This window comes from Leclercia sp. 1548 (assembly GCF_050435045.1).
Taxonomy (GTDB): Bacteria; Pseudomonadota; Gammaproteobacteria; order Enterobacterales; family Enterobacteriaceae; genus Enterobacter; species Enterobacter adecarboxylatus.
On record NZ_JBNDJP010000002.1, the window covers coordinates 376,041 to 400,547 of the forward strand.

At 57.0% G+C, this 24,507-nt stretch carries 22 protein-coding genes and 1 riboswitch; of the genes, 14 read left to right on the forward strand and 8 right to left on the reverse strand.

Annotated elements, in window-relative coordinates; genetic code table 11:
- Positions 1-87: 87 nt before the first annotated feature.
- Positions 88-2,385 (forward strand): beta-glucosidase BglX, encoded by a 2,298-nt coding sequence (gene bglX, locus ABIE02_RS07030; RefSeq protein ID WP_032612556.1) that lies wholly within the window; start codon positions 88-90, stop codon positions 2,383-2,385.
- A gap of 89 nt (positions 2,386-2,474) precedes the next feature.
- Here bglX and ABIE02_RS07035 read toward each other — a convergent pair whose 3' ends face one another.
- The gene (locus tag ABIE02_RS07035; protein ID WP_150871799.1) at positions 2,475-2,657 is read right to left on the reverse strand and encodes a hypothetical protein; all 183 of its coding nucleotides are present in this window, start codon (positions 2,655-2,657) and stop codon (positions 2,475-2,477) included.
- Between the two features lie 274 nt (positions 2,658-2,931).
- On the opposite strand from ABIE02_RS07035, the gene osmF reads away from it, so the two are divergent.
- The 4 genes from osmF to ABIE02_RS07055 are packed head-to-tail and all read left to right on the forward strand — an operon-like array spanning position 2,932 to position 6,686.
- Positions 2,932-3,849, forward strand: a complete 918-nt coding sequence (gene osmF / locus ABIE02_RS07040) for a glycine betaine ABC transporter substrate-binding protein OsmF (RefSeq protein WP_130588499.1) — start codon at positions 2,932-2,934, stop codon at positions 3,847-3,849.
- A gap of 15 nt (positions 3,850-3,864) precedes the next feature.
- Positions 3,865-5,022, forward strand: coding sequence for an ABC transporter permease (locus ABIE02_RS07045; protein WP_103792166.1), 1,158 nt, complete (start codon positions 3,865-3,867; stop codon positions 5,020-5,022).
- The gene (locus tag ABIE02_RS07050; RefSeq protein ID WP_150871796.1) at positions 5,015-5,965 is read left to right on the forward strand and encodes an ABC transporter ATP-binding protein; all 951 of its coding nucleotides are present in this window, start codon (positions 5,015-5,017) and stop codon (positions 5,963-5,965) included. Before ABIE02_RS07045 ends, ABIE02_RS07050 begins: the two co-directional genes overlap by 8 nt.
- Complete coding sequence (locus ABIE02_RS07055; protein ID WP_059307533.1) at positions 5,949-6,686, forward strand: ABC transporter permease; 738 nt, start codon at positions 5,949-5,951, stop codon at positions 6,684-6,686. The genes ABIE02_RS07050 and ABIE02_RS07055 overlap by 17 nt, the downstream gene beginning before the upstream one ends.
- Here the strand turns inward: ABIE02_RS07055 and ABIE02_RS07060 are convergent.
- Both ABIE02_RS07060 and mlrA read right to left on the reverse strand, forming a co-directional pair.
- Positions 6,661-6,774 (reverse strand): protein YohO, encoded by a 114-nt coding sequence (locus ABIE02_RS07060; protein WP_071886432.1) that lies wholly within the window; start codon positions 6,772-6,774, stop codon positions 6,661-6,663. The two genes, ABIE02_RS07055 and ABIE02_RS07060, sit on opposite strands and share 26 nt — an antisense overlap.
- Before the next feature lie 59 nt (positions 6,775-6,833).
- On the reverse strand, positions 6,834-7,568 hold the full coding sequence (gene mlrA, locus ABIE02_RS07065; RefSeq protein WP_059307534.1) for an HTH-type transcriptional regulator MlrA: 735 nt from the start codon (positions 7,566-7,568) through the stop codon (positions 6,834-6,836).
- A gap of 218 nt (positions 7,569-7,786) precedes the next feature.
- Between mlrA and ABIE02_RS07070 the strand changes: the two genes are divergently transcribed.
- The 3 genes from ABIE02_RS07070 to ABIE02_RS07080 are packed head-to-tail and all read left to right on the forward strand — an operon-like array spanning position 7,787 to position 10,705.
- The gene (locus ABIE02_RS07070) at positions 7,787-9,475 is read left to right on the forward strand and encodes a sensor histidine kinase (protein ID WP_191152409.1); all 1,689 of its coding nucleotides are present in this window, start codon (positions 7,787-7,789) and stop codon (positions 9,473-9,475) included.
- Positions 9,469-10,188: a two-component system response regulator BtsR gene (gene btsR / locus ABIE02_RS07075; RefSeq protein ID WP_059307536.1), complete on the forward strand. Its 720-nt coding sequence runs from the start codon at positions 9,469-9,471 to the stop codon at positions 10,186-10,188. Before ABIE02_RS07070 ends, btsR begins: the two co-directional genes overlap by 7 nt.
- 46 nt (positions 10,189-10,234) lie before the next feature.
- Positions 10,235-10,705, forward strand: a complete 471-nt coding sequence (locus ABIE02_RS07080) for a DUF1456 family protein (RefSeq protein WP_032612542.1) — start codon at positions 10,235-10,237, stop codon at positions 10,703-10,705.
- Positions 10,706-10,818: 113 nt separating this feature from the next.
- Here the strand turns inward: ABIE02_RS07080 and metG are convergent, their stop codons facing one another.
- Positions 10,819-12,852, reverse strand: coding sequence for a methionine--tRNA ligase (metG, locus tag ABIE02_RS07085; protein ID WP_103792162.1), 2,034 nt, complete (start codon positions 12,850-12,852; stop codon positions 10,819-10,821).
- Positions 12,853-12,988: 136 nt separating this feature from the next.
- Between metG and apbC the strand changes: the two genes are divergently transcribed.
- Positions 12,989-14,098, forward strand: a complete 1,110-nt coding sequence (apbC, locus tag ABIE02_RS07090) for an iron-sulfur cluster carrier protein ApbC (RefSeq protein ID WP_032612540.1) — start codon at positions 12,989-12,991, stop codon at positions 14,096-14,098.
- Positions 14,099-14,224: 126 nt separating this feature from the next.
- Here apbC and ABIE02_RS07095 read toward each other — a convergent pair whose 3' ends face one another.
- Positions 14,225-14,557, reverse strand: coding sequence for an RcnB family protein (locus ABIE02_RS07095; protein ID WP_032612537.1), 333 nt, complete (start codon positions 14,555-14,557; stop codon positions 14,225-14,227).
- Positions 14,558-15,053: 496 nt separating this feature from the next.
- On the opposite strand from ABIE02_RS07095, the gene ABIE02_RS07100 reads away from it, so the two are divergent.
- The 3 genes from ABIE02_RS07100 to ABIE02_RS07110 are packed head-to-tail and all read left to right on the forward strand — an operon-like array spanning position 15,054 to position 18,840.
- The gene (locus tag ABIE02_RS07100) at positions 15,054-16,193 is read left to right on the forward strand and encodes a polysaccharide export protein (protein WP_051916046.1); all 1,140 of its coding nucleotides are present in this window, start codon (positions 15,054-15,056) and stop codon (positions 16,191-16,193) included.
- Positions 16,193-16,657, forward strand: a complete 465-nt coding sequence (locus tag ABIE02_RS07105; protein ID WP_032612533.1) for a protein-tyrosine-phosphatase — start codon at positions 16,193-16,195, stop codon at positions 16,655-16,657. Before ABIE02_RS07100 ends, ABIE02_RS07105 begins: the two co-directional genes overlap by 1 nt.
- Positions 16,639-18,840, forward strand: coding sequence for a polysaccharide biosynthesis tyrosine autokinase (locus ABIE02_RS07110; protein ID WP_130588503.1), 2,202 nt, complete (start codon positions 16,639-16,641; stop codon positions 18,838-18,840). Before ABIE02_RS07105 ends, ABIE02_RS07110 begins: the two co-directional genes overlap by 19 nt.
- A gap of 49 nt (positions 18,841-18,889) precedes the next feature.
- Here the strand turns inward: ABIE02_RS07110 and ABIE02_RS07115 are convergent, their stop codons facing one another.
- The 3 genes from ABIE02_RS07115 to ABIE02_RS07125 all read right to left on the reverse strand — a co-directional run bounded on the left by ABIE02_RS07115 (position 18,890) and on the right by ABIE02_RS07125 (position 22,460).
- On the reverse strand, positions 18,890-20,356 hold the full coding sequence (locus ABIE02_RS07115) for a pyridoxal phosphate-dependent decarboxylase family protein (protein WP_032612528.1): 1,467 nt from the start codon (positions 20,354-20,356) through the stop codon (positions 18,890-18,892).
- 18 nt (positions 20,357-20,374) lie between these two features.
- A complete protein-coding gene (locus tag ABIE02_RS07120) occupies positions 20,375-21,757 on the reverse strand; it encodes a diaminobutyrate--2-oxoglutarate transaminase (RefSeq protein ID WP_059307540.1) in 1,383 nt (460 codons plus the stop codon).
- 226 nt (positions 21,758-21,983) lie between these two features.
- Positions 21,984-22,460, reverse strand: a complete 477-nt coding sequence (locus ABIE02_RS07125) for a hypothetical protein (RefSeq protein ID WP_032612525.1) — start codon at positions 22,458-22,460, stop codon at positions 21,984-21,986.
- Between the two features lie 278 nt (positions 22,461-22,738).
- Positions 22,739-22,835, forward strand: a riboswitch (TPP riboswitch).
- 35 nt (positions 22,836-22,870) lie between these two features.
- Here ABIE02_RS07125 and thiM point away from each other — a divergent pair.
- The gene (gene thiM / locus ABIE02_RS07130; RefSeq protein WP_336994484.1) at positions 22,871-23,641 is read left to right on the forward strand and encodes a hydroxyethylthiazole kinase; all 771 of its coding nucleotides are present in this window, start codon (positions 22,871-22,873) and stop codon (positions 23,639-23,641) included.
- Positions 23,638-24,438, forward strand: coding sequence for a bifunctional hydroxymethylpyrimidine kinase/phosphomethylpyrimidine kinase (thiD, locus tag ABIE02_RS07135; protein WP_336994485.1), 801 nt, complete (start codon positions 23,638-23,640; stop codon positions 24,436-24,438). The genes thiM and thiD overlap by 4 nt, the downstream gene beginning before the upstream one ends.
- The last annotated feature ends 69 nt before the right edge of the window (positions 24,439-24,507 follow it).

Here is a 24,507-nt window from a genome sequence, read left to right on the forward strand (position 1 = left end):
CAAGGTTCACAGGGTTTATGGCACACTGCGCTTTTCGTACGGTCTGGCCGCGACTATCCGGCGGTTATTGATGAGAGAGTAAACGAGATGAAATGGCTCTGTTCTGTAGGTGTGGCAGTAAGTCTGGCGCTACAGCCCGCGCTGGCTGATGACCTGTTTGGTAATCATCCGCTGACGCCGGAAGCCCGCGACGCTTTTGTCACCGATCTGCTCACAAAGATGTCGGTCGATGAGAAAATCGGCCAGCTGCGTCTGATTAGCGTCGGGCCGGATAATCCGAAAGAAGCCATTCGCGAAATGATCAAAAACGGGCAGGTTGGGGCAATTTTTAACACCGTTACCCGCCAGGATATCCGCGCGATGCAGGATCAGGTGATGGAACTCAGCCACCTGAAAATCCCGTTATTCTTCGCCTATGACGTGGTTCACGGCCAGCGTACCGTCTTCCCCATCAGTCTCGGCCTGGCCTCCTCCTTTAACCTTGAGGCGGTGAAAACCGTCGGCCGCGTTTCAGCCTATGAAGCCGCAGACGACGGTCTGAACATGACCTGGGCACCGATGGTTGACGTCTCCCGCGATCCACGCTGGGGCCGCGGCTCGGAAGGCTTTGGGGAAGATACCTATTTAACCTCCATAATGGGTAAAACCATGGTGGAAGCGATGCAGGGTAAAAGCCCGGCGGATCGCTACTCGGTGATGACCAGCGTCAAGCACTTCGCCGCCTATGGCGCAGTGGAGGGCGGGAAAGAGTACAACACCGTCGACATGAGTCCTCAGCGTCTGTTTAACGACTATATGCCGCCGTACAAAGCCGGTCTCGATGCCGGGAGCGGCGCGGTGATGGTGGCCCTCAACTCGCTGAACGGCACGCCAGCCACGTCCGACAGCTGGCTGCTGAAAGATGTCCTGCGCGACCAGTGGGGCTTTAAAGGCATCACCGTGTCCGATCACGGGGCGATCAAGGAGCTGATTAAGCATGGCACCGCGGCCGATCCTGAAGATGCGGTGCGGGTGGCGCTGAAGTCCGGCATCAACATGAGCATGAGCGACGAGTACTACAGCAAATACCTGCCGGGTCTGGTGAAAAGCGGCAAAGTCACCATGGCAGAGCTGGACGACGCCACGCGCCACGTGCTTAACGTGAAATATGACATGGGGCTGTTCAACGATCCGTACAGCCATCTGGGGCCAAAAGAGTCCGACCCGTCAGACACCAACGCCGAAAGCCGTTTACATCGTAAGGAAGCGCGCGACGTAGCGCGCGAAAGCCTGGTGCTGCTGAAAAACCGTCTGGAAACGCTGCCGCTGGCGAAATCCGGCACCGTGGCAGTAGTAGGGCCGCTGGCTGACAGCAAGCGCGACGTGATGGGCAGCTGGTCTGCGGCGGGCGTGGCCGATCAGTCAGTGACCGTGCTGACCGGCATTAAAGATGCGCTGGGCGACAAGGGCAAGGTAATTTACGCCAAAGGTGCCAACGTCACCGGCGATAACGACATCGTTACCTTCCTCAACCAGTATGAAGAGGCGGTGAAGGTCGATCCGCGTCCGGCGCAGGAGATGATCGACGAGGCCGTTAACGCCGCGAAGCAGTCCGACGTGGTGGTGGCCGTGGTCGGTGAAGCCCAGGGTATGGCGCATGAAGCCTCAAGCCGCACCGATATCACCCTTCCTCAGAGCCAGAAGGCGCTGATTGCCGCGCTGAAAGCCACCGGTAAACCGCTGGTGCTGGTGCTGATGAACGGTCGCCCGCTGGCGCTGGTTGATGAGAACCAGCAGGCTGACGCGATTCTGGAAACCTGGTTTGCCGGTACCGAGGGCGGTAACGCCATTGCCGACGTGCTGTTTGGCGATTACAACCCGTCGGGCAAACTGCCGATGTCCTTCCCGCGTTCCGTCGGCCAGATCCCGGTGTACTACAGCCACCTGAATACCGGCCGTCCGTACAACGCGGATAAACCGAACAAGTACACCTCGCGCTATTTCGACGAAGCTAACGGCCCGCTCTATCCGTTTGGTTACGGCCTGAGCTACACCACCTTCACCGTTTCTGAGGTGAAAATGTCGGCTCCGACCATGAAAGCGGACGGTAACGTCACTGCCAGCGTCGAGGTGACCAACAGCGGCAAACGCGAAGGGGATACGGTGATCCAGATGTACGTCCAGGATGTTACCGCCTCCATGAGCCGTCCGGTGAAACAGCTGCGTGGCTTCGAAAAGGTGCACCTGAAACCGGGCGAAACCAAAACCGTCAGCTTCCCGATTGATGTGGATGCGCTCAAGTTCTGGAACCAGCAGATGAAATACGACGCCGAGCCAGGCAAATTCAACGTCTTTATCGGCGTCGATTCTGCCCGGGTTAACAAGGGCGAGTTCGAGCTGCTATAAACCTTGCCATCCGGCAATACCCAGGCGGGGCCGCCTCACATCATTGGTGACCGGCCCCAAAATTTTCCTCCCTTCATCCTGAAAGCCGGTTAATCCTCGTTTTTGGCTCCCTCTTTTCGCAATAGATTGCGAAGGTTTTCACAGTTCAGTTCTGGCTGCTGCCGCAAAACATGCATTTCATCAAAAGCGCTTTCTGACACCGCACTCGGGTTCATTCTTCGCTCAACCTCGGCAAAAGGGCGCGCAAGCCGGGCGATAAAACCGCGTGTCATGCCTCTCCCTTAACCGCTGACAGCTATCAATATGACGCGCGAGTCAGGCGATTTCGAGCCCGACCGCTGCGGTCTTACTTCCGTTACTGCCTCGTTTATGGTCGGGCTGTTGTTCGTCTGCTTTGGTATCCGGGTGCGCTCGCTGTTCACTGTTTCGCCGCCTGCGTGCTCACTGTTACGTTAAAACTGCCGGACCAGGGATAAAACGGCGCTTATCGACTACGCTTTTCTCACAAGCCACTGAAAACGGCGGCAAAAACATGAGGAAAGTGGAATGACTATCTTAAAGGGGATTGTTGGCTCAACGGCATTACTGGCGGCGTTGAGCCTGCCTTTGCAGGCAGCAGAGCCGGTAAAAGTCGGGTCAAAAATTGATACGGAAGGCGCGCTGCTCGGCAACATCATCCTGCAGGTGCTGGAGAGCCACGGCGTAAAAACCGTCAATAAAGTGCAGCTGGGCACCACTCCGGTGGTGCGCGGCGCGATCACCTCCGGTGAGCTGGATATCTACCCGGAATACACCGGCAACGGCGCCTTTTTCTTCAAAGATGAAAACGACCCGGCGTGGAAAAACGCTAAGGCCGGGTATGAGAAAGTGAAAAAGCTCGATGCCGAACAGAACAAGCTGATGTGGCTTACCCCGGCCCCGGCCAACAACACCTGGACCATCGCGGTACGCAAGGACCTGGCGGAGAAAGGCAAGCTCACCTCGCTTGAGGATCTCAGCCGCTACCTGAAAGAGAAGGGCGATTTCAAACTCGCCGCCTCGGCAGAATTTATCGAGCGCCCGGATGCCCTGCCAGCGTTTGAAAAAGCCTATGAGTTCAAGCTCGATCAGAGCCAGCTCCTGTCGCTGGCAGGCGGTGATACCGCCGTGACCATCAAAGCGGCGGCCCAGCAAACCTCGGGCGTGAACGCGGCGATGGCCTACGGCACTGACGGCCCGGTGGCGGCGCTGGGTCTGCAAACCCTTACCGATCCGAAAGGCGTTCAGCCTATTTATGCTCCAACGCCGGTCGTACGCGAAGCGGTGCTGAAGGCCTACCCGGAGCTGGACACCTGGCTGAAGCCGGTCTTTGAAACGCTGGATGAGAAAACCCTGCAACAGCTGAACGCCAGCATTGCAGTGGAAGGGCTGGATGCCAAAAAAGTGGCGGCAGATTATCTGAAGCAGAAAGGGCTGGTGAAGTAGCCCCAGGACAGTTCGGTGCCGATACGATGTCATAACCGCGTCCTGCTGCTGTTGGCTGTTATAGCCCTGGCCGCAGCCGCGTTACCTTTTGTCAATTTCGCCCCTAACCGGCTGGTGTCCGGGGAGGGGCGTGCCCTCTGGCAGGTGTGGTCATTTTCCCCTGCGTTACTGCTGTTACCGCTGGGCCTGCTGCTGGCGTTGACCCTCGCCCGCGGACGATGGGCGTTAGCGACGACCCTGGTGGTGTGCGAGCTGCTGTTTGCCGCGCTGGTCTGGAGCGCCGGGCTGGCGGCTTCTCACCTCGCCACCAGCGAAAGCCCGCTGGCGCGTACCGCGGTCGGGAGCGGCCTGTGGCTGTGGCTGGCGCTCTGCCTGTTGGCCTGCAGCGATGCCATTCGGCGGCTCAGCGCGCAGCCGCTCTGGCGCTGGCTGCTGCAGGCGCAAATCTGGATCCTGCCGCTGCTGCTGTTATTCAGCGGTGAGCTCCACTCGCTGTCCCTGCTGAAAGAGTATACCAACCGCGAAGATACCTTTAACGCCGCCCTGGCGCAGCATCTGACCCTGCTGCTGGGCACCCTGTTGCCGGCGCTGCTGATCGGCGTCCCGCTGGGGATCCTCTGTTATCGCCGCCCGACGTATCAGGGGCCCGTGTTTGCCGTCCTGAGCGTGATTCAGACCGTGCCCTCCGTGGCGCTGTTCGGCCTGCTGATTGCCCCGCTGGCCGGGCTGACCCGCGCCTGGCCGTGGCTGTCGTCGCTGGGAATTGCCGGAACCGGTATGACTCCCGCGCTTATCGCGCTGGTGCTGTATGCGCTGCTGCCCCTGGCGCGCGGCGTGCTGGCGGGGTTAAGCCAGGTCCCTGCCGAGGTGCTGGAGAGCGCCGACGCCATGGGCATGAATACCCGCCAGCGCTTCTGGCAGATCCAGCTTCCGCTGGCGCTGCCGGTACTGTTGCGCGGCCTGCGGGTGGTGGCAGTACAGACGGTGGGAATGGCGGTAATTGCGGCGTTAATTGGTGCCGGCGGATTCGGGGCGCTGGTGTTCCAGGGGCTGCTGAGCAGCGCGCTGGATCTGGTGCTGCTGGGCGTGATCCCGACGATCGCGCTGGCAGTGGTGGTGGATGCGCTCTTTGCCCTGTGGATCGCCCTGCTGCGAAGGAGAACCGATGATTGAATTTCATGATGTAAATAAAACGTTTGCCGGGGAGCCAGCGGTCAGCGATCTGAACCTGACCTTTGCCGAAGGGGCTTTTTCGGTGCTGATTGGCACCTCGGGGTCGGGCAAATCGACCACCCTGAAGATGATCAACCGGCTGGTAGAACATGACAGCGGCCTGATCCGCTTTGCCGGAGAGGAGATCCGCAGCCTGCCAGTGCTGGAGCTGCGGCGGCGAATGGGCTATGCCATCCAGTCCATTGGCCTGTTCCCGCACTGGACGGTGGCCCGCAACATCGCCACTGTGCCGCAGCTGCAAAAATGGTCCCGGCAAAAAATTAACGATCGGGTGGATGAGCTGATGGCGCTGCTGGGGCTGGAGCAGGTACTGCGCGAGCGCTACCCGCATCAACTTTCCGGCGGGCAGCAGCAGCGGGTGGGCGTGGCGCGCGCGCTGGCGGCCAACCCTGAGGTATTGCTGATGGATGAACCTTTTGGCGCCCTCGACCCGGTGACCCGTAGCGCTCTGCAAGCGGAGATGACCCGTATCCACCGCATCCTCGGCCGCACCATTATTCTGGTCACTCACGACATCGACGAGGCACTTCGGCTGGCCGACCATCTGGTCTTGATGGATAACGGCAGAGTCGTGCAGCAAGGAACACCGCTGACGCTGCTGACCCAGCCCGCGAATGGGTTCGTGCGGGAGTTTTTTGGCCGCAGCGAGCTGGGCGTACGTCTGCTGTCGCTGCGCACGGTGGGCGAGTCGATGCGCCGGGACATTACGCCGGGCGAGGCCAGCCCGCTGCGCGCCTCCATGAGCCTGCGGGATGCGCTCTCGGCGTTTGTCAGCAGCGGCAGTGAACGCCTGCCGGTGGTGGACGACCAGGACAGGCCGTGCGGTACGCTCTGGTTTCGCGACCTGCTCACTCCGGAGGCGGTAAATGACGTGGTTACGTGAGCCGCTCCTGTGGCTGGTGTTGCTTTTTGTGGCGCTGCTGGTGGCGATGCCTTACAGCGCGCCGCTGTTCAGCGCGTTGTTCCCAGAGCTGCCGCGCCCCGTCTATCAGCAGGAAAGTTTCGTTAGCCTGACGCTGGCCCACTTCTGGCTGGTGGGGATCTCAAGCCTGGTGGCGATTGTGCTGGGGGCCGGGGCCGGGATCGCCGTTACGCGCCCGGCGGGGCGTGAGTTTCGCCCGCTGGTCGAGACCATCGCCGCGGTCGGGCAGACCTTTCCGCCAGTGGCGGTGCTGGCGATTGCGGTTCCGGTGATGGGATTTGGGCAACAACCCGCGATTATCGCGCTGATCCTCTATGGGGTACTGCCGATTTTGCAGGCGACGCTGGCGGGGCTGGCGTCCGTGCCCGTAGCGGCCATCAGCGTGGCAGAAGGGATGGGGATGAGCGGCTGGCAGCGTCTGCGCAACGTTGAGTTGCCGCTTGCTGCGCCGGTCATGCTGGCCGGGATCCGCACGTCGGTGATTATTAATATCGGTACCGCGGCTATTGCCTCTACGGTAGGGGCAAATACGCTAGGGACGCCGATCATCATCGGCTTAAGCGGGTTTAATACGGCCTATATTATCCAGGGGGCGTTACTGGTGGCGCTGGCGGCGATTGTGGTGGATCGCGCCTTTGAGCGCCTGGCTAAGCGTCTCAGCCGACACCGCCACGGACAATAAATGAATACCCTGCCAGCATCACGCCGCCAATACCGCTGATGGCCATGAGTAAGAACAGGGTGATAACCGCGACTTTGGTTGCCTTCATAATGTGCTCCTGATGTTAACAGAGCGATTATACGGTGAAGCACGGCTGTTAATGAACCATTAATTGCCTTTCAGCGGGAACACGGGGTAACCATGCGCCTGCCACTGGGTAAGCTGCTGCTTCTGCGCTGCGGTCGGGGATTCGCCGCACCAGACCAGCAGCGTCTGCCCGTCGAACAGCTCCGGGCGCAGCTGCACCAGCGAGTGGGCCAGCACGTCGACGCGCCAGCCCTCCTGCGCGGCAATCCACGCTTCCAGCCACAGCCGGGTGGTGTCCTGCACGTTCCAGCCAACAACCAGCGCATCCTTGCTGTTCTTCTTACGCGCGGTGGCCAGACAGATGCAGATGTAATTGATTAGCACCCCGTCGAGGGCGCTCAGCAGCGCCTGCAGCGTGGGCTGCTGCGACTGCAACCTTCGGCGTAACGGGACAAACAGGTGCGAAATTAAGGTTTGTGCAGGGTATTCGCTGCCGCGATCCTTGAGCCATACGCGCAGGCGATGCAGATGGCCGGACTGCAGGTAACGCAGCAGCACCTCCTGCTGTTCGCGCCAGATATCCTGCTCCTCCTGGCCTTCCGGGCTGAGTAGCGTTTTGACCTTGCCAACCTGAACGCCGTTATCGATCCAGCCTTTTATCTCCCGGATGCGGTCGATATCCGCATCGGTGAACAGCCGGTGTCCGCCGTCGGTTCGCTGTGGTTTGAGTAATCCGTAACGTCGTTGCCATGCGCGTAACGTTACAGGGTTGATATCACACAGGAGTGCCACTTCCCCAATCGTGTAGAGCGCCATGTTTTCCCCCGGCTTGCACATACCCAGATTAACTGTAGACGCAGAATGCCGAACCAGGAAGGATCCCTCTTTTTTTGCCCGGCGAAGGTGAATTTAAGACTATGTTGGGTTAAAGGTGTGATGCCTGACACGAAAACACATTTTTATCTTCAGGCTGCCAGGAAAGTTAATGCGCTTCGGTGTATGTTACGCGGTTTTACTGTGTGTGGTTTGTGGGCATGTACGAATTTAATCTGGTGTTGCTGCTGCTTCAGCAGATGTGTGTGTTTCTGGTCATCGCCTGGTTGATGAGTAAAACGCGCCTGTTTATCCCCCTGATGCAGGTCACGGTTCGCCTGCCGCACAAGCTGCTCTGCTACGTCACCTTCTCTATCTTTTGCATTCTTGGCACCTATCTCGGCCTGCATATTGAAGACTCCATTGCCAACACCCGTGCGATTGGCGCGGTGATGGGCGGGCTGCTCGGCGGCCCGGTGGTCGGCGGGCTGGTGGGCCTGACCGGGGGGCTGCACCGCTACTCGATGGGCGGAATGACGGCGCTGAGCTGTATGATCTCAACCATCGTTGAAGGGTTGCTTGGCGGCCTGATCCACAGCGTGATGGTGCGGCGCGGTCGCCCGGATAAGGTCTTCAGCCCGCTCACCGCAGGCATGGTCACTCTGGTGGCTGAGCTGGTGCAGATGATGATCATTTTGCTGATTGCGCGTCCGTTCGAGGATGCCGTGCATCTGGTCAGCAGCATTGCCGCGCCGATGATGGTCACCAACACCCTGGGTGCTGCGCTGTTTATGCGTATCCTGCTCGACAAGCGGGCCATGTTTGAAAAGTATACCTCCGCCTTTTCCGCTACCGCGCTGAAGGTGGCGGCCTCGACGGAGGGGATCCTGCGTCAGGGCTTTAACGAAGAAAACAGCATGAAGGTGGCCCAGGTGCTGCATCAGGAGCTGGATATCAGCGCCGTCGCCATTACCGATCGCGAAAAGCTGTTGGCCTTTACCGGCACCGGGGACGATCATCACCAGCCCGGCAGACCGATTTCCTCTGCCTATACGCTGCGCGCGATTGAGACCGGAGAGGTCGTCTACGCCGACGGTAACGAAGTGCCGTACCGCTGCTCGCTGCATCCACAGTGCAAGTTGGGTTCGACGCTGGTGATCCCGCTGCGCGGTGAAAATCAGCGGGTGATGGGCACCATCAAACTGTATGAAGCGAAAAACCGTTTGTTCAGCTCCATCAACCGCACTCTGGGGGAGGGGATAGCCCAGCTGCTGTCGGCGCAGATCCTTGCCGGTCAGTACGAGCGCCAGAAGGCGCTGCTCACCCAGTCGGAGATCAAGCTCCTGCATGCTCAGGTTAACCCGCATTTTCTGTTTAACGCGCTGAACACCCTGAAGGCGGTGATCCGCCGTGACAGCGAGCAGGCAACGCAGCTGGTGCAGTTTCTCTCGACCTTTTTTCGCAAGAACCTGAAGCGGCCGTCGGAAATCGTCACCCTTGCCGATGAGATTGAGCATGTGAATGCCTATCTGCAAATTGAGCAGGCGCGTTTTCAGTCGCGCCTGCAGGTGTCGCTTTCGGTGCCGGAGGAACTGGCCTGGCAGCAGCTTCCGGCCTTCACCTTACAGCCGATTGTGGAAAATGCGATTAAGCACGGCACCTCGCAGCTGCTGGGCACCGGTGAAATCGCCATCACCGCCAGCCGCTTTAACCGCTATCTGGTGCTGGATATCGAAGACAACGCCGGACTCTATACCGCGACCCACGAGGGCGGCGGCCTGGGGATGGGGCTGGTGGATAAACGCCTGCGCGCCCATTTTGGCGAGGATTGCGGCATCACCGTTGTCTGCGAGCCGGACTGCTTTACCCGCATAACCTTAAGATTGCCTCTGGAGGAACACGCATGTTGAATGTGCTGATTGTCGATGATGAACCTCTGGCACGGGAAAACCTGCGGTTTTTGCTGCAGGAGCAGAGTGATATTGAAATTGTGGGCGAGTGCGCGAATGCCATCGAGGCCATCGGGGCAGTGCACAAGCTGCGCCCCGACGTGCTGTTTCTGGATATCCAGATGCCGCGCATCAGCGGCCTGGAGATGGTGGGAATGCTCGATCCTGAACATCGCCCCTACATCGTGTTTCTCACCGCCTTTGATGAGTACGCGGTCAAAGCCTTTGAAGAGCACGCGTTCGACTATCTGCTAAAACCCATTGAAGAGCAGCGGCTGGAAAAGACCCTCAACCGCCTGCGCCAGGAGCGCAACGTGCAGGACGTATCGCTGCTGGCGGAACATCAGCAGCCGCTGAAATTTATCCCCTGTACCGGCCACAGCCGCATCTATCTGCTGCAAATGGATGACGTGGCCTTTGTCAGCAGCCGAATGAGCGGGGTGTTTGTCACCAGCGGTGAAGGCAAAGAGGGCTTTACCGAGCTGACGCTGCGCACCCTGGAGAGCCGCACGCCGCTGCTGCGCTGCCATCGTCAGTACCTGGTCAACATGGCGCACCTGAAAGAGATCCGTCTGGAGGAGAACGGTCAGGCGGAGCTGGTGCTGCGGGCCGGGCAGACGGTGCCGGTCAGCCGTCGCTATCTGAAAAGTTTGAAAGAGGCGATAGGGCTGTAAAACTGCTACACTGCGCGCCATTGCATCATCGACACTCGAAGGCTCTATGCTCAGTAATGATATTCTTCGTAGCCTGCGCTACACCCTGAAAGCCAACAATAACGACATGGTGCGCATTCTTGCGCTTGCCGATATGGAATCCACCTCTGCCGGATTCGACACCTGGATGACCAAAGAGGATGAAGAGGGTTTTGTTCGCTGCCCGGACATCATCCTGTCAGGTTTCCTGAACGGTCTTATTTATGACAAGCGCGGCAAAGATGAGTCTGCGCCTGAGCTGGCGCTCGAGCGTCGGGTGAACAACAACACGGTGCTGAAAAAGCTGCGTATCGCTTTTTCGCTGAAGACCGACGATATTCTGGCGATCATGACCGAGCAGAAATATCGCGTGTCGATGCCGGAGATCACCGCCATGATGCGCGCGCCGGATCATAAAAATTACCGCGAGTGCGGAGACCAGTTTCTGCGTAATTTCCTGCGTGGGCTGACGCATCGGGTGCACCACCCGAAACCGTGATGATTGCCAGGGGTGCGGCTTGACGTCTCGCCCCCAGCCTCTTCCACAGGGAGGGGAGAGCAGCGGGTAGTAAAAGGTATAAAAAAAGCCGGAGCGTATCTCCGGCTTTTTTGTTATTTCACCTGATGACCAGGCAGCGCACCGCTATCCGGGCTTAACAGGAAGATATCCTTCCCGCCAGGGCCTGCGGCCATCACCATCCCTTCTGAGATGCCGAAGCGCATTTTGCGCGGAGCAAGGTTCGCCACCATCACCGTATGGCGACCAATCAGCGCCTGCGGGTCTGGATAAGCAGAACGAATACCGGAGAAGACGTTGCGCTTCTCGCCACCCAGATCCAGGGTCAGGCGCAGCAGTTTGTCGGAGCCTTCAACAAATTCCGCGTTTTCAATCAGCGCCACGCGCAGATCGACTTTGGCGAAATCATCGAACGTAATGGTCTCCTGAATCGGATCGTCTGCCAGCGGGCCGGTAACCGGCGCGGCTGCGGCTTTCACCTCTTCTTTCGACGCTTCAACCAGGGCTTCAACCTGTTTCATCTCGATACGGTTATACAGCGCTTTGAACGCGTTCAGCTTGTGGCCGAGCAGCGGCTGGTTAATGCTGTCCCAGCTCAGTTCGGTGTTCAGGAACGCTTCGGTACGCGCGGCCAGCTGCGGCAGCACAGGCTTCAGATAGGACATCAGCACGCGGAACAGGTTGATACCCATAGAGCAGATTGCCTGCAGGTCGGCATCGCGGCCTTCCTGTTTTGCCACTACCCACGGAGCCTGCTCGTCAACGTAGCGGTTAGCCAGATCGGCCAGGGCCATGATCTCACGCACTGCTTTACCGAACTCGCGGCTTTCCCAGGCTTCGCCAATCACGGTAGCCGCGTCGGTGAAGGTTTTGTAGAGCGCCGGATCCGCCAGTTCAGCCGCCATCACGCCGTCAAAACGTTTGGCAATGAAGCCGGCGTTACGGGAGGCCAGGTTGACCACCTTGTTAACGATGTCGGCGTTCACGCGCTGAACGAAATCTTCCAGGTTCAGGTCGATATCGTCGATACGGGAAGAGAGCTTCGCCGCGTAGTAGTAGCGCAGGCTGTCGGCGTCAAAATGGTTCAACCAGGTGCTGGCCTTAATGAAGGTCCCGCGCGATTTGGACATCTTCGCGCCATTCACCGTGACATAGCCGTGAACGAACAGGTTGGTCGGCTTGCGGAAGCCGCTGCCTTCCAGCATGGCTGGCCAGAACAGGCTGTGGAAGTAAACAATGTCCTTGCCGATGAAGTGGTACAGCTCGGCGTCGGAATCTTTTTTCCAGTACTCCTCGAAGCTGGTGGTGTCGCCGCGCTTATCGCACAGGTTCTTGAAGGAACCCATGTAGCCGATTGGCGCATCCAGCCAGACGTAGAAGTATTTGCCCGGTGCGTTCGGGATTTCGAAGCCGAAATACGGCGCATCGCGGGAGATATCCCACTGCTGCAGGCCGGACTCAAACCACTCCTGCATTTTGTTCGCCACCTGCTCCTGCAGCGCGCCGCTGCGGGTCCATGCCTGCAGCATTTCGCTGAAGGATGGCAGGTCGAAGAAGAAGTGTTCGGAATCACGCATCACCGGCGTGGCACCGGATACCACGGATTTCGGCTCAATCAGTTCGGTCGGGCTGTAGGTTGCACCGCACACTTCGCAGTTATCGCCATACTGATCCGGGGATTTGCATTTCGGGCAGGTGCCTTTCACAAAGCGGTCCGGCAGGAACATGCCTTTTTCCGGATCGTAGAGCTGAGAAATGGTGCGGTTTTTAATAAAACCGTTCTCTTTCAGACGGGTGTAGATCAGCTCCGACAGCTCACGGTTCTCGTCGCTGTGCGTGGAGTGATAGTTGTCGTAGCTGATGTCAAAGCCAGCAAAATCCGTCTGATGCTCCTGACTCATTTCAGTAATCATCTGTTCCGGGCTGATCCCGAGCTGCTGTGCTTTCAGCATGATCGGCGTGCCGTGTGCATCGTCTGCACAGATGAAGTTAACCTGATGGCCGCGCATTCGTTGGTAACGGACCCAGACATCAGCCTGGATATGCTCCAGCATGTGGCCGAGGTGGATTGAGCCGTTAGCGTACGGCAGAGCGCACGTCACCAGAATTTTTTTCGCGACTTGAGTCATAGTGGACATTACTTCTTTGGTAGTGAAAAGGGTTTTGATAGTACCAAAAGGGGCATTATTAAGTAAGCACAAACCACGGCCTTTCAGGTAAACTTGTTCAACAAAGCTCTTATCCACAATAACAAAAGGAGTCGGGATGAGTTCTCAATCCCAGGCCAAATCACCGGAAGCCTTGCGCGCAATGGTCGCCGGGACGCTGGCTAACTTTCAGCACCCCACCCTGAAGCACAATCTCACCGCGCTCAAGGCGTTGCATCACGTGGCGTGGCTGGATGATACCCTGCATGTTGAGCTGCAGATGCCGTTCGTCTGGACGCACGCGTTTGAGACGCTGAAAGAGCAAACCAGCGCTGAGTTGCTGCGGATCACCGGGGCGAAAGCAATTGACTGGAAATTGACCCATAATATCGCCACCCTCAAGCGGGTAAAAAACCATCCGGGCATTAACGGCGTGAAGAACATTATCGCCATCAGCTCCGGCAAGGGTGGGGTGGGGAAATCCTCCACCGCCGTGAACCTGGCGCTGGCGCTGGCCGCCGAAGGGGCGAAAGTGGGTATCCTGGATGCCGACATCTACGGCCCGTCGATCCCCAATATGCTGGGCGCGGAAAACCAGCGTCCGACCTCGCCGGATGGCACCCATATGGCGCCGATCATGGCCTACGGTCTGGCGACTAACTCGATTGGTTATCTGGTCACCGACGACAACGCCATGGTGTGGCGCGGGCCGATGGCCAGCAAAGCGCTGATGCAGATGTTGCAGGAGACTCTGTGGCCGGATCTCGATTATCTGGTGCTGGATATGCCGCCGGGCACCGGCGACATTCAGCTAACGCTGGCGCAGAACATCCCGGTTACCGGGGCGGTAGTGGTGACCACACCACAGGATATCGCGCTGATCGACGCCAAAAAAGGCATTGTGATGTTCGAGAAGGTTGAAGTGCCGGTGCTGGGCGTGGTCGAAAATATGAGCATGCACATCTGCAGCAACTGCGGCCATCATGAGGCGATCTTTGGCGCAGGCGGGGCAGAGAAGCTGGCGGTGCAGTATCACACCCAATTGCTGGGCCAGATGCCGCTGCACATTACGCTGCGTGAAGATCTCGACAGCGGGAAGCCAACCGTGGTTAACCGTCCTGACAGTGAGTTTACTGAGATGTATCGCCAGCTGGCGGATCGCGTCGCGGCCCAGCTCTACTGGCAGGGGGAAGTGATCCCGGCGGATATCGCCTTCCGTGCGGTGTAGTTGTTTTACCGGGGCTGCCTGATGCACCTGTCCTGTCCCTTTCTTCCGGGAGAGGGCGCAAAGACAAAAACGGTCACCTCAGGGTGACCGTTTTGCTTTTATCTTGCCACCCGGCAAAAGCATTATTTAACGGTGATAGAAGATATCGCCGTTATACGCTTTGTAGATCTTACCGTCGGTATCACCCACCAGCACATAGTTCTCACCCATGTAGGTCCAGTGTGTGCCAGCTTGCGGTTCAGGCAGGTTGCGCAGTTTGTACTGCTTGATGGTGTACTCAGGTGTCAGATACTGCGCCGGGGCGAAATCACCAATCTTGAATTTCGTAAAATCGGCTACAAACTCCTGTTCCTCATAGGCCTGGATGCCAGAGGGTGCCGCTGCGGCTTGCGGGGCAGCAAACGCCGCGCTCGCCAGTGACATCAATACGCCCAGAAGTAGAATTTTACCTTTAGTCATTTTTTCTCCAGATTAACCGTGGCCATTACTCTTGGTCTGCTGTTTCGTGACCGAGCAACAGATAGTCTATTTTATGTTTTGCCGGCTGGCTGGGTGTGTAAAAAATGTAACAAATCAACACATCCTGACGGTAGGTATGTCACTTTTCAATTATCGATGTTGTGAATGCTTTATTATTTAGTGATTAATTAATTCTATTATTTCGTTGATGAAATCCGAAATGAACACCCGGAGACTTAATAGTTATTACATGAGTATGTTATGTTCATTGCGGGATGCTTATGATGTGTTTTAATTAACTGAAAAAAACTCTGGCTTTTATTTATCCGAAAAAACAACCTGGCCGCATGTATCCGGGTTGTTGTTTTCTATTTCAACACTCCTTGTAACTCTCTGATTATAATTGATGTTTTAATTATACTTATGTGGCGATTTTAACGAGAGCTATAGGGGAGCTAATGAGTTTTTATCGACAATAATAGAGTGCCATTTATTAATGACAACAACATTTCGCGCCGGTGCAGGATTGTTTGCCGCCCTTTTATTAGCAGGCTGCACAATTACACCCGGTCAACATATAAATACTTCAGAAAAAAATAACGTTGCTGTTGCCGACGATTCGCTTGATTTAAACAAAAAAGTGGATGTCTGGCCATTAACGCCCTCCGTCATTGAACAACTGCGGGGAAATGGTGAGAAATCTCAGGCAAATCCTACTCTGGATGAGCAGTTAAAGAACTGGGAATACCGGATTGGCCCCGGGGACGTGCTGATGATCACCGTCTGGGATCATCCCGAACTCACCACCCCGGCCGGGCAGTATCGCAGCGCCAGCGACACCGGTAACTGGGTCGGTGCCGATGGCACAATCTTTTATCCCTACGTTGGTCAACTCAACGTTGCGGGTAAAACCATTGCCCAGGTGCGCAATGAGATCACCGCCAGGCTGGACAGGGTGATTGAAAGCCCGCAGGTCGATGTCAGTATCGCGGCGTTCCGTTCGCAAAAAGCCTATATCACTGGCGAAGTGGTCAAATCTGGGCAACAGCCCATTACCAATATTCCATTGACCATTATGGATGCTATCAATGCGGCAGGGGGGCTGTCGGCTAATGCTGACTGGCGCAACGTGGTGCTCACCCACGAGGGCAAAGATACGCCGATCTCGCTGTATGCCCTGATGCAGCATGGCGACCTGACGCAAAACCGCCTGCTCTGGCCGGGCGATATCCTGTTTATCCCACGCAATGACGCCCTGAAAGTCTTCGTCATGGGCGAGGTCGTTAAACAGAGCACCCTCAAGATGGATCGCAGCGGTATGACGCTGGCAGAAGCCTTAGCCAACGCCGGTGGTCTGAATCAGGAGAAGGCTGATGCTACCGGTATCTTCGTGATCCGCTCCACCACCGGGAAAAGCCCGGACGGCAAAATTGCGCGCATCTGGCAGCTGAATGCCCGCGACGCGTCAGCCATGGTGCTCGGCACAGAATTTCAGCTCCAGCCCTACGATATCGTCTACGTGACCACGGCACCGGTCTCACGCTGGAACCGGGTTCTGTCGCAGTTGGTGCCTACCATCAATGGCGTGCATGACCTGACGGAAACCGTGCGTTTTATCAGATCGTGGCCTGAATAATGATCCAATCGATTCTGGTGGTGTGTACAGGAAACATTTGCCGCTCCCCGCTTGGGGAACGGCTCCTACAACAACATTTGCCTGCATTGTCCATCGCTTCTGCAGGTACGTGCGGCCTGGCGGGACATCCGGCAGATCGCCGTGCCCGGCAAATTGCGGCCATGCATGGCCTGTCGTTGGCCGATCACGTTGCACGCCCACTGACGGCGGCAATGATGCGGGAATACGATCTGATCCTCGCCATGGAGCCAGGACAGATTAACCGGATCTCGCTCATGGCGCCGGAGGTGCGGGGTAAAGCCTTGCTGTTCGGCCAGTGGCTAAGGGTCCAGGAAATTCCCGATCCGTACGGTAAAAGCATTGAAGCGTTTGACTATGTTTTTCGCCTGCTTGGCGAAGCAAGCCAGGAATGGACCAACCGACTTACAGGAAAGGGATTACGTACATGTCGTCGAAAACCGTAAATGCGCAGGGTTATGTTGCAGATAATCATGAGCTGGATCTGACGCGTCTTCTCGGAGAGTTAATCGATCATCGGGTGTGTATTTTTAGCTGTACGCTGCTTTTTGCGTTATGTGGCTTGGTATACGCGCTTTTTGCATCGCCGGTATATATCGCGGACGCGATGGTACAAATAGAAGAGAAGCAACAAAACAGCCTGCTTAAATCGTTAGACCAACTCTCACCTGCTTATTCGCCGGATTCATCCGCCGAACTTCAGTTGTTGCGCTCCCGCATGATCCTCGGCGGAACCGTGCGAGCGTTGCGCTTATACGATCAAATTACGCCCATCCGCTTTCCCCTGATTGGCGAGGGTTGGGCAAGGCTCACCGGCCAGCAGCCCGCTATCCTGAGACTCGATACACTGACGCTGCCTCCCGCGCAGGGGAAAGCGATGTCACTCACCATTACTGCTCTAAACAATGGAAAGTATCTGCTGGAAGGGGCCGGGAATAGCATTGAGGGTACGGTCGGTAAGCTGGTACAACACGCGGGGATGACCATTAAGGTCCGTGAGTTGTCAGCGCCTGCCGGAACACGTTTCCGGGTGAAGCAGGCTACGCAGCTTGAGGCAATCAATGCCCTGAGCCAACAGCTTAACGTGACGGAACAGAGTAAAGAGAGTGGCATCCTCACATTGAGCCTGACAGGTGCCGATCCGGTGCTGATTGCCAGAACGCTGAACCACATTACCCAGAGCTACCTGCAACAAAACATTGCCCGGCAGGCAGCGCAGGATTCGCAAAGTCTGGCCTTTTTACAACGGCAAATGCCGCTGGTGCGCAGCGAACTGGAGCAGGCCGAAGAACGGCTCAACACCTATCGTAAACAACGCGATTCGGTGGATTTATCGCTGGAAGCCAAAGCGGTGCTGGAGCAGATCGTCAACGTTGATAATCAGTTGAATGAGCTGACCTTCCGGGAGGCGGAAGTGTCGCAGCTCTATAAAAAAGATCACCCGACCTACCGGGCCTTGAGGGAAAAGCGCCAGACGTTAGAGAAGGAACGTAAACGTCTGAACGATCGCGTCAGTGCGATGCCGACGACACAGCAGGAAGTGCTCCGCCTTAGTCTCGATGTGGACACCGGTCGTGCAGTTTATCTCCAGCTGCTTACTCGCCAGCAGGAGCTTAATATCTCCCAGTCGAGCGCCATTGGCAACGTGCGAATTATTGACCCGGCGGTGACGCAACCGGCTCCAATAAAACCGCGTAAGTCGATGATAATTCTGTTACTCACCCTGACAGGATTTTTTATCTCTACGGGACTGGTGCTGGCAAGAGCGGCCCTGAATCGCGGCATTACCAGCCCGGAGCAGCTCGAAAGCGAGGGGATAAACGTCTATGCCACCTTGCCGCATTCCGAATGGCTAAGCAACAAAACCTCTCTGGGCGGCAAGTCTTTCTTACGCTATTACATCCGGCATAAAACCACGAGAGTGCCTTTTTTACCGGTGGTCAGGCCGATGGATATTTTTGTTGAAGCCGTACGTGGATTACGCACCAGCCTGCATTTTGCGATGATGGATGCGGAAAACAACATCCTGATGTTCAGTGGGCCGAGCCAGGATTGCGGTAAAACGCTGGTCAGTACCTCGCTGGCGGCATTGGTCGCACAGATAGATCAACGGGTGCTGTTTATCGATGCGGATATGCGCAAAGGTTACGTGCACAAGATTTTCGCGCTCAGTAATGAGAAAGGGTTATCGAATGTGCTGTCAGGCAAAGTGGCCTTTGATGATGCCGTGCAAACCTATACCAGCGGCAACTTCGATGTGGTGACCTGTGGACAATATCCGCCAAATCCGTCGGAGCTGTTAATGCACGGACGTTTTCGTGAATTCATGGCATGGGCAAGCGAGCGTTACGACATGGTCATCGTCGATACCCCACCCATTCTGGCGGTGACGGATGCGGCAGTGGTGGGGAGTGTTGCTGCTTCTACGTTGCTGGTGGCGCGTAACAACATAACGACCGTGAAGGAGATCCAGGTCAGCTACGGGCGTTTACAGCAGATGGGCGTCAAAATTAAAGGCGCGATTCTGAATGACGTGGTGAAATCGTCCGTCAGCTATTACAGCACAGCCTATGACGCCTACGGTTACGCCTCTGCGCAAAACGAGAATAAAGAGAAAAAAACCTGTTAAAGGGGAAGGGGAATAAACCCGGCGGCAGAGCGCTGCCGGGTTGAATAACTTACTTCGCCAGCAGCTCGTGCGCCGTGCGTTCGACCAGTGACAGCAGGACTTTAACATCCTCCAGGGTCACGATTGGGTTCAGCAGGGTCAGCTTCAGGCAGGTGACACCGTTATGCTCAGTCACACCGACGTTGGCACGGCCAGATTCCAGCAGCGCATCACCGATTCTCTGGTTGAGCAGCGCGATGGCCGCATCGTCCAGGTTCAGTTCAGGGCGGAAGCGGAACAGCACGCTCGCCAGCTGTGGTGGCATCACCAGTTCCAGCAGTGGCTGTTCGGTGACATACGCGGCAACCTGCTGCGCCATGGTCACACCGTGGTCGATGATCTCCGCGTATTTCTTCTGGCCCAGCGCTTCCAGGCTCATCCACAGCTTCAGCGCGTCAAAGCGACGGGTGGTCTGCAGCGATTTGGATACCAGGTTAGGTACGCCAGCCTCTTCGTCAAACTCAGAGTTCAGGTAAGCCGCCTGATAGCGCATCAGCTCATAGTGACGCGCTTCTTTCAGCAGGAATGCGCCGCAGCTTATGGTCTGGAAGAACTGCTTGTGGAAGTCCAGGGTAACGGAATCCACCAGCTCGATACCGTCGAGGTAATCGCGATACTTTTCAGACATCAGCAGTGCGCCGCCCCAGGCCGCATCCACGTGAACCCAGATATTCTGCTTCGCCGCCAGTTCCGCAATCGCCCGCAGCGGATCAATAGCGCCCGCGTCGGTGGTTCCTGCGGTGGCAACGATCGCCAGAATCTGTTCACCGTTGGCATTGCACTGCGCGATTTTCGCAGCCAGATCGGTCAGATCCATGCGCGAACATTCGTCAGTTTTCACCTGGATAACGGACTGATAGCCGAGGCCCATCAGCGCCATATTCTTCTGCACAGAGAAGTGCGCGCTGTCGGAGCACAGCACCCGGATCTTACGCAGATCGCCCATCAGACCATCCTGCTGGACGGAGTGGCCCTGACGCGCAAAGAAAGCATCGCGCGCCAGCATCAGACCCATCATGTTGCTCTGGGTGCCGCCGCTGGTGAAGACACCGGCGTCGCCTGGCTGGTACCCCAGACGGGTACGCAGCCACTCGATCAGTTTTATCTCGATAATGGTCGCAGACGGGCTTTGATCCCAGGAGTCCATGCTCTGGTTAGTGGCGTTGATCATCACTTCCGCCGCCTGGCTTACCACCAGGCTTGGGCAGTGGAGGTGCGCCACACACTGCGGATGGTGCACCGCCAGGCTGTCCTTCAGGAAATATTCAACGGCACGCTCGATGGCGGTCTCGTTACCCAACCCTTCCGGGCTGAAATCCAGGTTGATACGTTCGCGCAGCTCGGCGACCGTTTTACCCTGGTACATTTCCGGCTGTTTCAGCCACTGCATAACCGCCTGGGTGCTCTGCTCGATGGCCTGTTGATAGGCTTCGATGCTTTGCGCCGACGACGACAAAATCGGGTTTAAATCTGACATTGTATCCATTGTCTCCGGTTAGACTGGGCGAACGCCCGCAGCAAGCAGTGCCTGCTCAAATTTGTCCAGGAACACGTTCAGCTCCTGATCGCTGATCAGCAGGGAAGGCAGCAGACGCACAACGTTACCGTTACGGCCGCCACGCTCCAGAATCAGACCGGCTTCGAAGCATTTTTTCTGGATCAGCGCAGACAGCTCGCCGTCGCCCGGGAAGCAGCCCATATGGTCGGCAGCTTCGTGCGGTTTCACGATCTCAATGCCGATCATCATGCCCAGACCGCGCACGTGACCAATTACCGGATAACGTTTCTGCAGCTCAACCAGCTTCGCTTTCAGCCACTCGCCCTGGGCGGCAACTTTATCAGCGATGTTCTGCTCGTTGAGGATCTGCAGGGTGGTGAGGCCCGTAGCCATCGCCAACTGGTTGCCACGGAATGTGCCGGTATGGTGACCCGGAGACCAGGCATCGAACTGCTTTTTGATACCGAGCACGGCCAGCGGCAGACCGCCACCGACAGCTTTGGACATTACAATGATGTCTGGCTGGATACCTGCGTGTTCGAAGGCGAAGAATTTACCGGTACGGGCAAAGCCTGCCTGGACTTCGTCGAGGATCAGCAGGATGCCATGTTCTTCGGTCACTTTACGGATGCGCTGCAGCCACTCAACCGGCGCCGGGTTCACGCCGCCTTCGCCCTGTACGGCTTCCAGAATCACGGCAGCCGGTTTACGCACGCCGCTCTCGACGTCGTTGATCAGGTTTTCGAAGTAGTATGTCAGGGCTTTCACGCCCGCTTCGCCGCCGATACCCAACGGGCAGCGGTACTGGTGCGGGTAGGGCATGAACTGCACTTCTGGCATCATGCCGTCAACGGCTTCTTTCGGCGACAGGTTGCCAGTCACGGACAGTGCGCCGTGAGTCATGCCGTGATAAGCACCGGAGAAGCTGATAATGCCGCTACGGCCAGTGACTTTTTTCGCCAGCTTCAGTGCGGCTTCAACGGCGTCTGCGCCGGATGGGCCGGTAAACTGCAGGCAGTACTCTTTACCCTGACCTGGCAGCATAGAGAGCAGGTATTCTGAGAACGCGTCTTTCAACGGCGTGGTCAGATCCAGGGTATGTAACGGCAAGCCGCTGGTAATGACACTTTGGATGCTTTTCAGCACATCAGGATGGTTATGACCCAGCGCCAGCGTTCCCGCTCCGGCCAGGCAATCAAGATACTCTTTGTTATCCGCATCGGTGATCCACACCCCATTCGCCTTAGTAATGGCTAAAGGCAGCTTGCGCGGATAACTCCTGACATTGGATTCCATGTCGGCCTGACGGGCCAGATAGGTTTCGTTGGTTTTGAAAGAAGAGGCATTCAAAGTATCAATACGGACTTTATCCGTCATCATATCACTCCTACAACCGCAGCTCAGCACGTGGCCACGATTGAATAATTAATTAAGAAAATGAGAAGGGCATCAAAAATCGCGGCCAATATAGAGCCTTTTTGCGCAAGGCTCAATGGTTAATTGTTTATCGTTTTGTTACGCGCGTTGAATCAACGCGCGTAAGCCGTAACCCCGCATGGCGACTGATGTTTCCTGGGGGGCACGCCGGGGAAAAAAGTGGGGTATTTTAGAATGCTTTAGGACTACTTTGGACAACGTTCAGAATTCCATGATCGCGACCATGGGTTCTATTCCATGACGCATCGGTGACGCCGTCCTCATCAAGGGTAATCGACAGGATATAACCGGCACCGCGAATTTCGTAGAAGTTAGCATTTAAACGCTTCACGCTGGCTTTTTTGCCGTTGATGGTGGCCTGGGTAAAACCATTATTGATGGTGGCTTTGATGCCATTGGCGCTAAAAGAGGCTTCCCGCAACGGGTCGGCAACATGAGCCGCCTGCGCATGTTGTACGGCATTATGGGCATTCTCTAAGGCCTGTTTTTCAGCGGCGGCATTGATTGCGGCCTGACGGTTCTGGTCTGCGATATAGCACGCATCCCGGCTGACGCCTTTTGCTTCACACTGCGCTAACCGCTGCTCTTCAGAGACGCAACCCGCAAGAAGCGCAGCGACCATACCCACCAACAAAATCTTTTTCATACATTAACCTTTAGTAAAATAAGGAAATATTGCTTGCCTAATCATTAAGTTAGCCATTTTTCTGTGCGTAGCCATGCTTATGTCGTTTCTATAAAAGAAACTATATGTGGCGGAGGATGACTATCGCGGAACATGAAGTTTTGCTAGTTGATAGAGATCACATTTAGCACGAATAGCTAAAAAGATGAGAGCAATCCTGGTGAAGACAAGGAGCACCTGAATGGCTCTTGCTATTGGCAGACGCATCCTCTACGCTGCCATCGTTATATTTTATTATGTAATTTGACTCGGGGTGCCCTTCTTTGTGAAGGCTGAGAAATACCCGTACCACCTGATCTGGATAATGCCAGCGTAGGGAAGTCAGATGCCCTCCGGGCTATCGCTTCTTCGCGCAAGGCAGGAGCGATACCATGCAGCCTGACCTGCTCAATTTACACGCCTTACACCATTTCCGAACCCGCTCTCCGCTGACCCACTGCATGACCAATGACGTGGTGCAGACCTTTACCGCCAACGTGTTATTGGCTCTCGGTGCCTCACCGGCGATGGTGATTGAAGCCGAAGAGGCCGAACAGTTTTCCGCGATTGCCGATGCGCTGCTGATCAACGTGGGTACCCTGACCACACCGCGTGCCCAGGCGATGCGCCGGGCGATTGAAAGTGCAGTGGCGGCAGGCAAGCCCTGGACGCTCGATCCGGTGGCCGTTGGCGCGCTGACGTACCGGACCCGTTTTTGCCAGCAAATCCTCGCCCTGAAACCGGCCGCCATTCGCGGCAATGCCTCTGAAATCCTCGCCCTCGCCGGGATGAGCGCAGGCGGGCGTGGGGTGGATACCACTGATACGGCCGCCAGTGCCTTGCCAGCAGCCCAGGCGCTGGCGCGGCAAACCAACGCGATTGTGGCGGTGACCGGCGAGGTCGATTACGTGACCGACGGGCTGCGTACCCAGACCCTCACTGGCGGCGATCTGCTGATGACCCGGGTGGTGGGGACCGGCTGCGCCTTGTCAGCGGTGGTGGCGGCCAGCTGTTCACTTCCGGGCGACCGGCTGGATAACATTGCCGCAGCCTGTGGCTGGATGAAACGGGCCGGTACGCTTGCTGCCGCGCACAGCAAAGGGCCGGGCAGTTTTGCCCCGGCGTTTCTGGATGCCCTGTGGGAACTGGGGGCGCAACGATGAAACGGATCAATGCGCTGACTATTGCCGGCACTGACCCAAGCGGCGGCGCCGGTATCCAGGCCGACCTGAAAACCTTCTCGGCGCTCGGGGCCTATGGTTGCTCGGTGATCACCGCCCTGGTGGCACAGAATACCCGTGGGGTGCAGTCGGTCTATCGTATCGAACCTGATTTCGTGGCGGCACAGCTGGAGTCGGTGTTCAGCGATGTGCGCATCGACACCACCAAGATCGGCATGCTGGCCGAAACGGATATCGTCGAGGCCGTAGCGGAGAAGCTGCTGCGACATCAGGTAAAAAACGTGGTGCTGGACACGGTGATGCTGGCGAAAAGCGGCGATCCGCTGCTGTCGCCCTCCGCCGTTGACACGCTGCGTAAAAAGTTACTGCCGCAGGTGGCGCTGATCACGCCCAACTTGCCCGAAGCGGCGGCGCTGCTGGATGCGCCTCATGCCCGCAGCGAGCAGGAGATGAAAGCGCAGGGCCAGGCATTGCTGGCGATGGGGTGCGAGGCGGTGCTGATGAAAGGCGGCCATCTGGACGATGCCGAAAGCCCCGACTGGCTGTTTACCCGTGACGGCGCCATGCGCTTTACCGCCCCGCGTGTCAAAACGAAAAATACCCATGGCACGGGCTGTACGCTCTCTGCTGCCCTGGCAGCGCTGCGCCCACGGCACCAAAGCTGGGCAGAGACGGTGCAGGAGGCGAAAACCTGGCTCTCCCGTGCGCTGGCTCAAGCCGACACTCTGGAGGTCGGGCATGGTGCAGGCCCGGTGCATCATTTTCATGCATGGTGGTAGACGGCTGGTAATTTGACGACCCGCAGACCAGGCTTAAAGGGCTTACAATCCTGTGAGCCTGGATAAAAC